The sequence below is a fragment of the Perlabentimonas gracilis genome (assembly GCF_011174675.1).
Taxonomy (GTDB): Bacteria; Bacteroidota; Bacteroidia; order Bacteroidales; family Tenuifilaceae; genus Perlabentimonas; species Perlabentimonas gracilis.
The window spans coordinates 1-11,887 of sequence record NZ_JAANIG010000064.1 but is presented as its reverse complement, the minus strand read 5'-3'; the positions used below and the strand labels follow the sequence as shown (position 1 = coordinate 11,887).

Annotated in this window: 7 protein-coding genes; all 7 read right to left on the bottom strand. The window is 36.6% G+C overall.

What is annotated here, in order from left to right; genetic code table 11:
* Positions 1 to 80 precede the first annotated feature (80 nt).
* Entirely contained in the window at positions 81 to 986 is a 906-nt protein-coding gene (locus G8O23_RS16475) for a DUF5655 domain-containing protein (RefSeq protein WP_166366871.1), read from the bottom strand.
* 200 nt (positions 987 to 1,186) lie between these two features.
* On the bottom strand, positions 1,187 to 3,505 hold the full coding sequence (locus tag G8O23_RS16470) for a type I restriction-modification system subunit M/S (protein WP_166366869.1): 2,319 nt from the start codon (positions 3,503 to 3,505) through the stop codon (positions 1,187 to 1,189).
* Entirely contained in the window at positions 3,498 to 4,367 is an 870-nt protein-coding gene (locus G8O23_RS16465) for an HNH endonuclease (RefSeq protein WP_166366867.1), read from the bottom strand. Before G8O23_RS16465 ends, G8O23_RS16470 begins: the two co-directional genes overlap by 8 nt.
* Before the next feature lie 2,232 nt (positions 4,368 to 6,599).
* Positions 6,600 to 7,601: a virulence RhuM family protein gene (locus tag G8O23_RS16460; RefSeq protein ID WP_166366865.1), complete on the bottom strand. Its 1,002-nt coding sequence runs from the start codon at positions 7,599 to 7,601 to the stop codon at positions 6,600 to 6,602.
* A 595-nt stretch (positions 7,602 to 8,196) separates the two neighbouring features.
* A complete protein-coding gene (locus G8O23_RS16455; RefSeq protein WP_166366863.1) occupies positions 8,197 to 9,699 on the bottom strand; it encodes an HsdM family class I SAM-dependent methyltransferase in 1,503 nt (500 codons plus the stop codon).
* Position 9,700: 1 nt separating this feature from the next.
* Entirely contained in the window at positions 9,701 to 10,615 is a 915-nt protein-coding gene (locus G8O23_RS16450) for a hypothetical protein (RefSeq protein WP_166366861.1), read from the bottom strand.
* A complete protein-coding gene (locus G8O23_RS16445) occupies positions 10,605 to 10,910 on the bottom strand; it encodes a helix-turn-helix domain-containing protein (RefSeq protein WP_166366859.1) in 306 nt (101 codons plus the stop codon). Before G8O23_RS16445 ends, G8O23_RS16450 begins: the two co-directional genes overlap by 11 nt.
* Between the last annotated feature and the right edge of the window lie 977 nt (positions 10,911 to 11,887).

Below are 11,887 nucleotides of genomic sequence, written 5' to 3'. Positions count from 1 at the left end.
GAACCTTCGGTATAACAGTCACCATCGGTCGTTTGTCCGTTGGTAAAAATAAATAATAAAATTGTAAAAAAAATGCTTGGTTATTTAGGGTTAAAACAGTCTTTTAAGTCTTTTATCGTTAATTCAAAATCACCCGTTCCAAAATGTCCAATATTCTTTACGTCTCGACCTTGTTTGGGAATTGTTTCAATTTCGTCAGCGTTAAGTTTTAAATATAGAGTTATTTTCTTTCTGTAAGTCTGCATACATAGAAAATTCTGACTTGTTTTATAAGCAACATAGTTTTTCTTTGGTGATTCTTCTATAGAACTGTCTAGTGAAATAATATAATCCCTTATAGCATTAAACAATTCCAGTACATTGCTATCAAGATTTTCAAAATGCTCTTCAAGTGTATAAGTTGCTGTTTTTCTTGTTTGAGCAGCTTTCTTTCCTGCTTCAACCATAACAGGGTTTTTCTCGGAACATTCCTCTATATCTGAATGAGTAACACTATTTGTTCGCTTATAAATTTCATCAATACTTAATATCCCATTTTCGTAGATTTTATATTGCCACAACTCAATGTTTGCGCCCATAACTTGAACAGCGTGTAAGTCATATTTTTTATATTCAGGAGCTAGGCAAATTACCCGAATATCAGACCAGTCAACCGCTGTTTCTTTTGCAAATTTTTTATTAACAGCAACTTGAAAATCTCCTTTGTGGTCTCTAATCCAATGCAAGTAATAAAGACTTTGATTAATTAAATCGGAAGATGCAATTTTCTTATATTCAATTATTACTGGATTATTGTCTTCGGAAATTGCCAATGTGTCAATTCGTCCAGAATGAATATTCCCTGTCGAAAATTCTGTTGCAATAAAGCGGCAATTAAATATTATTTCAATATTCTCTTCAACAAGTTTTTGTAAGTCTTTCTCAAGTTTAAACTCACTGAGACGAACTCGTTTTGCTTTTCCTTTTTCTATTTCAAAAATTGCCATTTTTCTTAATCTATGTTCAGGTTAGTACTGTGTTCTTCAGTCTTGCAGTTGTTGCCAACGGCTGGGGGTGTGACCAGTTTGGGTGAGCGGAGCTGGGATTTATCCCCCGTTAAGAACATTCCTGCGTGCCGACCCGATTCCGTAACCCATTCATCCCAAATTGGTTACACCCCTTGTTACCAGCTGGCATTTTTTGCAAACTAGGGTTTTAAAAAGTCAAATGCTTTAAATAAAGAATCGTCAACAGGTTGCTTAATCTCTGCTTCTTTGTCGAAATGATAAGAAACCCACCTTACATCTTTGCTCTCTATACTTGTGTAAAAGTAAATTGCGTCTGACGCTTCAATGTATTTAATAAATGGAAGCAATTCCAACGGTTTTGACTGCTGTGAATTGGACAAATAAAGTTTTTTCCTATCAAGTGGAATTAAACTTTTGATTGATATTTCATTAAATGGTGTTCTTGCTCCAATTAATTCTTTTGCGTTAAATGTAAAAATACCATCTTCAAAACTGCTTGTTGTTGGTGAGAGCAATCTTGTGTCCTCAAAAGCATCTGCAATGTTTTTTCTAAACTCATTTAACTTTTGTTCAAGAGTGATAACTCTTTGGTAGTTCTCTTCTTCACTTGTAATTCCACCGTGTCCTTTCCATTTATTTCTAAGATTAGCAATCTCAAATAAAATATTAACTATACCTTTACTTGTAATCATCGAAAGAAATGCATCGCTTGGATTTCCAAAAAGGTTTATACAATAGTCTTTTTTGTCATTCTCTGCTAGATATGTTCTAATCGCCTTTGACAGATTCGAAGTAAGATTATTCCAATTCCCAAAAGTTGCTCTTAAATACCAATTTTGAAATTTTTCTTCTTTGCCAATCCACTTATGGCTTTCTTCTTTATAAAACTCTTTATCTTGAACCAAGGCACTCAAAATAATCATTGATAAGAATTCTGAAAATGCTTCAAAAAAATGGAATAAGTGTTCAATTTTTTTACCATTATCTTTAGTTGCATAGTAACGCCAAAGAATTGAAGAAATAGGAAATGGCAATTTGTCAATCCAATTTTCAAGTTTTTCTTCTTGATTTATGGATTTTAATTCCTTTGCAATTAATTTATAGCTTTTAGGTTGTTTCCAAAGGCTTCTTTTCAATTCATCAAGCCTAAATGTAAACTGCTGTATTTTATTATCAACTTCTATTAATTCCCTTTGGGTGATTAATTCAGGCAGAAATAAAATACATTTTGAAAGTTGCGATTTTGAAATCTGAGAAATTACTGCACCAACTGCTAAACTCTCCCTCAATTTTTTGCCAACTGGCGTGTTGAAATAATTTGCAACGTAAATTGAATTGGCTTTTGTCTCGTCAAGTTGAATTTGGAAATAATTCTTTGGTTTTATTTTCAACTCCGATAAACTTGCAACCACAGGACTGTTACCGACTTTTGGTAAATATATTGAATTTGCAAAATGTTCAACTTCTTCTGGATTATCTCCTTTAAGTGCATTAATTGAAATAGAAATGTCAGTTAAAAGAATAGATGGATAGCCAATTCTTTTAACCATTTCTTGCATTTCCTTTTCAGATAACAATGCATTCATAGATTTGAATTCATCGACTTCAACGAAACAACCTAGTTGAATTGCTTTAGCTTCTTTTTTATTGAAGAAATTCTGTAAAATAGAATTGTTAATATTGTCATCCTGCGAAATCTCGGCAACGAAAGTTTTATCACTCTTGTTTTTTGATAAAACTACAATACTTGTAGATATTGCAGCTATTGGTGCAAATGCCCCCGATGGAACTGAAAATACTGCATCAACAATTAAACCCTTGTTTTTTAGTGCTTCTTTCCCTTTTTCATTAATAAAAAATGAATTTGAAAGAAGAAATATTAGTTTGCCGTCATTTTTTATTAACTCAGAACATTCTAATAGCAATGTTGTAGCAAATTCATATGAACTTTTTGTTCCATTAAAATGTTGGGTTTTCAAACCAAAGGGGGGAAATGAGACTACAAAGTCAAACTTTGACTTGATTTTTGGAGTTTCTTTTAAAGTATCACCAAGTATTATATTATCGCTGGTTTGAAACAAGTCTCTAATTATTTCAAATTCTGCTTTATTTTGTATGATTCCGATTTTATTCTTTGCCGTAAAATAATTGACAGGAGATGAAATAGTTAACCACGGGTCAAAAATAGTTTTATTATGTAAGTCTTTTATTAGCTTATTTACAAATTTATACACGTAATGAGGCGCGACAATGGAATAAGAATTTGATAATTTTGAAAGCAACTCAATGTCTTGAAGAATTACATCAAGTTTTTCACTTCCTAAGGAAAACCCGATAAGTTCCAGTAATTTAGTATCTCGAAATCCTGCAAACTTTGAACTAGCCCAGAGTTTTTCAAGAGTTGAACTTATTTTATTTTTAATATCCTGCTCCATTGTACTTTTTTTATGTTTATGCAAGTTGATGATTCTTTTTACTGATGGACTTTTCTTATTCATCTAAAGTTAAATTAAAAAACTTCTTTAACCATATTGCAATAATTTCTTCAGAACTGAAAAATTCGGATGAATTTTCTTGATTTCTCCAACCAAATTCACCCTTTTCATTGAAAGTAAAGTCAAGCCTAATTAACTCAATTAAAGTCACAGGATAAAATGGGTCAACAGTGCCATCCTCCCTAAAATAACCATCTACAAATGCTAAAAATAAATATGAAGATTTTGCTTGATTTGCAAAGCCTTCATAAAATTGTACCGTTAAAGTTTTATCTTTAAATAATATATCGGTTATGTGTTTCTTGTTATCTCTAAGAGTAATTCTATAGTTTGGGGCATTATTATGAATTCTTTCAACAGTATCATAAATTATTCTTTTAATTTTCTCTACTTCTAAAAAAGCAATTTTTAAACCTTCAGAAGAATTAAATTTTTCTTCACTTGATTTTATATTCATTTCTTTATTGTATTTGGCTGTTACAAAACTAATTAAATTGTCAAAAACAGACTCTTCTTTATTTGTAGTTACTTCGTTAACATTACTTAAGTTTTCAAGAACCCATTTTTCGTGTTCGTTTTTAATTTCAATTATTTTCTCAACAGGGTACTCCAAAACTTGTTCGTCAATCATTTTATGGTCATTGCAACATAGTAGGATTAGATTTTCATCAGAGTTATAATCAAATCCATTTTTGTGAATATGTCTTGGTCCTTTCGCTTGTTTACTAATTATATGACATTCTTCGCCAACAATTAGTCTTACGTTAAACATATCCTTATCTTTAACTAAATCTGTTTTGCAAATAGCACATTTATTCCCAGATTTAGCCCATATAGTTTTTCTAGTTCTATCAGTAATTGTCATACATTTTCGATTATTCAGATTTTCAGTCAGATGCTTGCTGGTAACGGATTGGGGTGTGCCCAGTGGGGGAGAGCGGAGCAACGTTTTCGTCCCCCGACGAAAACGAGCCTGCGGGCGACACCGCCCCGATTTACCCATCATCAACCCCCATTGGGTACACCCTATGTTAGCAACCTGTGGTTTTAAAGTTCATGTCGTGCGATCGGCGGATTTATCCCCCGCTACAGCCTTTCCTGAGTGCCAGCACCGTACCTGTCAGCCTAGACCCCCGATGCCGAGGTGCGGTGGCAAAAAAAAATATTTCATCGGGTGGGCTATCAAACTGTTCTACCGCTAAGCGCCTAGCCACCCTAACTTTTTCTAATGGCTGCTACCCCGTAATTATTTCAGCCCGTTACATTTGATTTCCAGGTGTTCGGGCAGGGCGCAAAATATTCAAACTATAAATTTATTCTTTCCACCTTTTAGCCGTTTCGCTTTCGGTGCGTTCACCGCTTTCGGGTTCGTTACGATTTCAAATTTTCAACCCGTTACAATTGATTTGCGCCCTATTCGGGGCAGGCTTTCATATATATTTTCAACACCCCAAGCATTTAACTTCGATACCGAGCAGGGATTTCAGCCCGTTACCTTTATTGCCCACTTGTTCGGGCGGGGCGCAAAATTTTCTAACCATAATTTTATTCTTTCCACCCGTTACCCGTTTCGCTTTCTGAGCGTTCAGCCCTTTCAAGTTTGTTACGATTTCAAATTTTCACCCCGTTACAATTGATTTGCGCCCCATTCGGGGCAGGCTTTCATTTATATTTTTCAACCACTTTAAGCAGCCATACTACCTACAATCTTGCTAGGCGTCATCATCCATCTTGGTCGAGGGTCGGGAAATATTTTTATAGCCCAACGAAGGACTGTTCCCTCGCTACCCGTTTCCTAAATGCTAAGATTTCATCCAGCCGATTCAGCTCGTTTTGTCTGAGTATCCTGATTACGGGACAGTCCGCCGTTGGGCTAGAGTCTTCGGGTTTCGCCCAACCATGGTTGCTAACGGATTGGGGTGTGCCCAGTGGGGGAGAGCGGAGCAACGTTTTCGTCCCCCGACGAAAACGAGCCTGCGGGCGACACCGCCCCGATTTACCCATCATCAACCCCCATTGGGTACACCCTATGTTAGCAACCTGTGGTTTTAAAGTTCATGTCGTGCGATCGGCGGATTTATCCCCCGCTACAGCCTTTCCTGAGTGCCAGCACCGTACCTGTCAGCCTAGACCCCCGATGCCGAGGTGCGGTGGCAAAAAAAAATATTTCATCGGGTGGGCTATCAAACTGTTCTACCGCTAAGCGCCTAGCCACCCTAACTTTTTCTAATGGCTGCTACCCCGTAATTATTTCAGCCCGTTACATTTGATTTCCAGGTGTTCGGGCAGGGCGCAAAATATTCAAACTATAAATTTATTCTTTCCACCTTTTAGCCGTTTCGCTTTCGGTGCGTTCACCGCTTTCGGGTTCGTTACGATTTCAAATTTTCAACCCGTTACAATTGATTTGCGCCCTATTCGGGGCAGGCTTTCATATATATTTTCAACACCCCAAGCATTTAACTTCGATACCGAGCAGGGATTTCAGCCCGTTACCTTTATTGCCCACTTGTTCGGGCGGGGCGCAAAATTTTCTAACCATAATTTTATTCTTTCCACCCGTTACCCGTTTCGCTTTCTGAGCGTTCAGCCCTTTCAAGTTTGTTACGATTTCAAATTTTCAACCCGTTACAATAGATTTGCGCCCTATTCGGGGCTGGCTTTCATTTATATTTTTCAACCACTTTAAGCAGCCATACTACCTGCAATCTTGCTAGGCGTCATCATCCATTTTGGTCGGGGGTCGGGAAATATTTTTATAGCCCAACGAAGGTCTGTTCCCCCGCTACCCGTTTCCCAAATGCTGGGATTTTATCCAGCCGATTCAGCTCGCTTTATCTGAGCATCCAGATTACGGGACAGCCCGCCGTTGGGCTAGAGTCTTCGGGTTTCGCCCAACCATGGTTGCTAACGGCTTGGGGTGTAACCAGTTTGGGTGAGCGGGGCAGGGGATTTATCCCCCGTTAAGAACAAACCTGCGTGCCGACCCGCTTGACTAACCCATTCAGCCCAAATTGGTTACACCCCTTGTTAGCAACTGGCAGTTAATCTTTTTGTAATGAATTTTACTGCAATTTGTTTTCAATTCCTTAGTCAATTATTCCCCTTTTAGCCTTTTTATTTCTCTATCAAAGTCTGATTCATAGTTTTGGTCCTGAACTACTCTGAATCTTTCATACTGTTCAACGGCTAACTTCTTTGCAATTTCAGCTGAGATTGAACCTGCATTTTTAAGGACAGAATAGTCATTGAATTGTAGAAAAGCATCTAGTTTTTCCACCCAATCTTTCATTTTCATTGGGATTTGTCTTTCAGCTTGATTTTCTGCATAATCAAGATACATCGTTACAATACGATTTAATTCTCGAACTTCTTTTTCGTTAAGATAATTCTTTGCAATTGTAACATCTGACTTCAAAATTTTTCCTTTTGGGGATTTCTTCCAAGTTGTTAATCCCATATTGGGTAACTCTGAATTTGCTCTGGATGAAATAATTTCTGCTGCTGTTAGCCCTGTAATAGCCCAATGCAATTTATTCTGAACCGTTTTGTAAAAAACTTGTGTAATATCTGCTTGTGGGTCATAATCAATGCTACACTCTGAATAAATATCTGTAATTTTTTGGTAGAATCTCCTTTCACTCGCACGAATTTCTCTAATTCGTTCAAGTAATTCATAAAAGTAATCCTTTCCAAAAAGTTTTCCACCCTGTTTTAATCTCTCATCATCTAATACGAATCCTTTGATTATAAATTCTTTTAAAGTTTTCGTTGCCCATATTCTAAATTGAGTAGCTTGTTGTGAATTTACTCTGTAACCAACTGATATTATTGCGTCAAGGTTATAAAAATCAATATTTCTCTGAACGTCTCTTCCTGATTCATTTTGAACTGTTCGGATTTTCCGAACAGTTGCACTTTTCTCTAATTCACCACTTTCGTATATATTTGATAAGTGTTCGCTAATCGTAGATTTCACAACCCCGAAAAGTTCTCCCATTGCTTTTTGGGTCAACCAAACGGATTCATCTTGTAGAATTACTTCAACCTTTACATCTCCGTCTTGGGTTGTGTAAAGTATTATCTCTGAGTTATTCATATAGTTTTAACGACTAAGCAATGTTATTTTAAGTCGCTAATTTACAACTAAAAATGAGAGTTTCAAGTAACTACTCAGGTCTTTGTTTATTGACTTCTAAAGATATTTTAAGAGACTTAGTGCTAATTTTTCAATAAAAAAATTCTGAATCCAGATAATTTTTCCGCAAATTACAAGAAATCGCCACTAAAAGCCTTTTTTCATAGACCTGAGTAGTTACAGTTTCAAATTGGATATTTAGCAAATGATTTTTTTTAGAAATCTATAAAATGCAGCAAAATCAATCATTACCGAGTTTTTCTTCACTGCTTGTTGCTAACGGATGGGGGTGTGACCAGTTTGGGTGAGCGGGGCTTGGGATTTATCCCACGTTAAGAAGCTACCTGTGTGCCGACCCGCTTACCTAACCCATTCAGCCCAAATTGGTTACACCCCTTGTTGTGCACTGGCGTTTAATTTTCTCTCGTTTTAATGTCCTTAAATTTGCTGCAATGTCTTTTCATTCGTGCGTTGGGAACAGACACACTTTTTGACAAGTTTTGGATTGCAGGGCGGCTCGTGCGACTTGGCAATGTGTGTGGCTGTAGCGTTAGCTCTAGAAACCGTAAATACTATATATAGCATCATTATTTTGCTCTTCGAGTTGAATGTCAAAGTTACCTTTTGTCTTACACTGAATTATTATATTATTAATGCGGTTGCTTATTTCATTTAAAACTATTTGATTGGGTTTTATGAAAGGTATCTTTTTTATATAATTTGAGGAATTATTAGTTGATGAGTTAATTGTCCTAATTAGTTTGTTGCAGGTTGGGGAATTGAAAAATGCTAACAAGTAATAAAGATACGACTCATCTTTGGGGAAAATACCTACAATTGATTGGTCGAATAATCTATTTTCTATAAGGGAAGCTGTAATTGATGTGGAACTTACCATAGGTACACCTATTCCTTTCCTAAAATAGAAGTTTGAGTTTTGAAAACGTGCTTTCTTATTGGTTTTGTAAAAATCAACCTGTTTAACAGACCAAAACATAAACCAATTATCAGGTTTATAATACTTTTGGTTGCCCCCTTTTACTATTGGAACAAAAGTTTTATCCCCGATAACACCATTTATTTGATTAGAATCACAATTAAATTCTACTAAATCAAGGTTTGCAACTTCATAATTCTTAGAATTTCTAATGCTTTTATCCTTTACTTTTAAGAAATCTTTATCGTTACCTGAATAAAAACCTGTAACACATTCACATACATTGCCAATGGTTTCTTTGGTGGAATTAATACAATCAATAATTTTTTTATTCCCATTTGTTATAAATGCAAAATCACTTGAAGATAGTACTTCAGACTGTTTAAGATTAATTTTTAATATATTTTTAGACATTTGATTGCCTAATTCTTCAACTGTTTGATAATTTTTGAAGATGTAAAATTCATTTTCAAGATTTTCTTTTAAAAAACTGCATTTTTCGAGTGCGATTATCGAAAGATTTGCATAACCAAAATTTACGCCTGGAAAGAATGAAGATGGGAACAATGAAATTTCTTTAATTTTTGAATTCGTGAGAATATATTTTCGAATGTCTTTATGCATATGGAGATTGAGGTATGTATCAGGTATAATAAATGATAATTTACCACCTTCTTTTAAAGCCTCAATACATCTGAATAAAAATAGAGAATAACTTTCTTTAGCATAAAAACCGTTATAACTTTTTTTAAGTTTTTTCCTTTCCTCTGGTTTGCGCCAAGCACCATAAGGTGGATTTGCAATCACAGCATCGTATCCTCCACCCATTGAGCACAAAAATAAAAGGTCATTGTCAACTAGAGTATCAGTTTTTTTTATTTTGACGCTGTTCTTTTGAGCATATTTGTTTATTAAATTTGTATAAGACAACTCATTCAATTCTAGTGCATCTATTTGAATATTTGGATAAAGATTAATAATCGGGTCTATGAATACACCATCACCTGCACAAGGTTCAAGTATCTTTTCTGAACCTTTTAAATCTAAGAGAGAGAGCATATAACTCACAATAGGCTCAGATTTAGTGTAATAGGCTTGATATACTCTGTTTTCAGTTTTCATATTACCAAGTTAGATATTGAGACAAATTGTGCTCTTTTAGAAACTCAGAAAAATCAGGGTTAAAGTCAGAATCCCAAGTAATGTTGCCATTAATCCATTTTTTTATGTCATAACCTGAGTACTTCATTATCTCAGCATAGGTTTCGTCACCACTATACGCCTTCCAAATACCTGAATTCTTTAATGTAGTGAAATAATTGTTGTTTTCATTTGACCTAACAAATATTAATGGTTCATACCCATCTTCTAAGTTGTGATAAATACTAGCAACTAATAATAGTCTGTTAGTATTCCCTTTTTCATTCGAACCAAAGCCACTCTTAAAATCAACTACATATTTTTTACCTTCAAATTTAAAATGTAAGTCAAGTTCAAGTTTAATTTCACCAGATGTAACTAAACCCCAAACCTTATTGTAGTACAATAGTAGTTGCTCTTTTTCTTCTGGATTAAGATTTAAATTACTAATGTATTCTTCTATTTCATTCGCTAATTGCCGTCTTACAGTTGAAAACAATGGTGGGACAAATAACTCAATGTCATTTACAGGGTATTCAAATGCTAGTTTGCAAAATGGTTCCCATAATTCACCAATTCTACGAGAAAATGCCATATATTCATATGGCCAAACAGAATGACGAATTTCAAGCATTACAACATAATTACAGTAAGTAATCATCAGAATGCCCTCTAACAGTTCTTCATTCGTCCAGTTTTCTTTTTTTGCTTTTTGTTCTGTAATTTCAATTAATGTTGTTTTAGCTTTAACTAAAAGGGTATTTAAATTTTTTGCCTTTTGTTTGAATTGGGTAGCACCAAATTCACTATCAACTTCAGCTATAAATTCATTAGACCTGTCTCGAAAATACTCAAGAAGGTTTTTCTTTGAATGCCTTATGTTCTTATCAATTTCCATTTTCGTTGTTTCTAAAGTATATTAATTGTTCTTCTGCTACTTTTAAAGCCTCTATTCCAACATTCTCTTTTTCAATTATACCGTATAATTTGTTAGCGACCCAAAGGGTTTCTAATTCCTTTAAAGGTATTTTGAAAATAGTGCTAATTGTCTGCAATGATTCTCTTTTTAATTGTTTTTGGTTATTTTCAACTTTACTTAGGTAGCCTTCTCCAATTGCAAGATATGCAGCAAGTTCCCGTTGTCTCATTCCAGTTGATTCTCTTAACTGCCTTATTTTTTGTCCAATTGTCATTGCCTTAAAAAGTACTTGTACAAAACAGGTCAAATATAGATGATAATTTTCATATATACAATCGTGGGAAAGGAAAAAACAGCTCTTTTGCAAATTTTGGTTGAGGGTTGGGTTGTGCGGTTTGCAAATGTGCTGTTTTGTGCGTGGGCATTAATATTTCAATCTTTTGTCTTTATGCAGCAAATTTTCCTTTTCTGTTTGGTTTTCTTCGCTTGTGCACAACGGCTGGGGGTTGTGGCTAGTGGGGATGTGCGTAGCCAACGTTTTCGTCCCCTGACGAAAACGAATGGAAGCGGGCGACCCCGCCCCGAGCACCCCAGTCATCCCCCCATTAGCTACACCCCTTGTTAGCGTCGCGTTGCCAAGGTGACCGGGTCGCCCGCCCCCGGCGCGGGCCTTGTTTATACAAATTTTGTTAGCCACCCCGCCTGCCGCTTCCGTGCGGGCAACCGTTCTTCAAAATTTTCGTGCCCCCAGCCCGCTGGTGCGTGGCGAGGTCGACTGACCTCCGCTCGGCGGGGTTGGAACCATAATTTGTTCCCCCAGCAAGGGTCGGGGCGGGGGTGGGGGCTGCTGCTGTGACGTATCCATTGCAGGGCCTTGACTTGCCCACAAGGCCGAAACGCTCGTATAGAATCAGATTCGACGTTCCACAAATTTTGTTAGCCATCCCGCCTGTCCTGCCCTTGCGGGCAACGACATTTCCCTTTTTCGGCACTCGTTGACCGCCTCAGCGTGGCGAGGCTGAACCGCTTCCGCTCGGCGGGATTGGAACCAAAATTTGGCTCACATGGAGCGGGCGATGGCGATATTCCCTACATTTCAAGGCAAGGCCAACCAATCGAAGCTTGCCGCCCAACCCCAGCTTGGCAATGTACGCTAACGGTTGGGGGTGTGGCGAGTGCGGGAGCGCGAGTCTCGATTTCGTCGCCCGACGAAATCGCCCCAAACGGGCGATGAATTTTCGAAGTTCTCAA

Excerpts from the sequence above, each read along its gene's own strand:
- G8O23_RS16455 (WP_166366863.1), bottom strand. The coding sequence starts at position 9,699 with ATGAAAACTGAAAACAGAGTATATCAAGCCTATTACACTAAATCTGAG.
- G8O23_RS16445 (WP_166366859.1), bottom strand. The coding sequence starts at position 10,910 with ATGACAATTGGACAAAAAATAAGGCAGTTAAGAGAATCAACTGGAATG.
- G8O23_RS16450 (WP_166366861.1), bottom strand. The coding sequence starts at position 10,615 with ATGGAAATTGATAAGAACATAAGGCATTCAAAGAAAAACCTTCTTGAG.
- G8O23_RS16470 (WP_166366869.1), bottom strand. The coding sequence starts at position 3,505 with ATGAATAAGAAAAGTCCATCAGTAAAAAGAATCATCAACTTGCATAAA.
- G8O23_RS16475 (WP_166366871.1), bottom strand. The coding sequence starts at position 986 with ATGGCAATTTTTGAAATAGAAAAAGGAAAAGCAAAACGAGTTCGTCTC.
- G8O23_RS16465 (WP_166366867.1), bottom strand. The coding sequence starts at position 4,367 with ATGACAATTACTGATAGAACTAGAAAAACTATATGGGCTAAATCTGGG.
- G8O23_RS16460 (WP_166366865.1), bottom strand. The coding sequence starts at position 7,601 with ATGAATAACTCAGAGATAATACTTTACACAACCCAAGACGGAGATGTA.